1 pseudogene is annotated in these 275 nt (G+C 68.4%); it reads left to right on the top strand.

Annotation, left to right across the window (positions count from 1 at the left end):
• Positions 1–275 (top strand): annotated as a pseudogene (locus ACQG3P_RS19635) (tryptophan 2,3-dioxygenase); the annotation flags it as partial.

The raw sequence follows: 275 nt of genomic DNA on the forward strand, positions 1-275 counted from the left end.
ATCGAGTTCCTGCTGGGCAACAAGCCCGCGCAGATGCTGCAGGTGTTCGCGCACGACCCGGAAGGCCAGGCGCAGCTGCAGCAGGTGCTGGACGCGCCCAGCCTGTACGAGGAATTCCTGCGCGACCTGGCCCGCTTCGGCCACGCCATTCCGGCCGGCTACCTGGATCGCGACTGGCGGCAGCCGCACGTGGCCGACGAGGCGCTGCATCCGGTGTTCGAGCGGATCTACCAGAACACCGACCGCTACTGGCGCGAGTACGCGCTGTGCGAGGA

It is taken from the genome of Stenotrophomonas sp. SrG, from assembly GCF_050031795.1.
Lineage (GTDB): Bacteria > Pseudomonadota > Gammaproteobacteria > Xanthomonadales > Xanthomonadaceae > Stenotrophomonas > Stenotrophomonas rhizophila_A.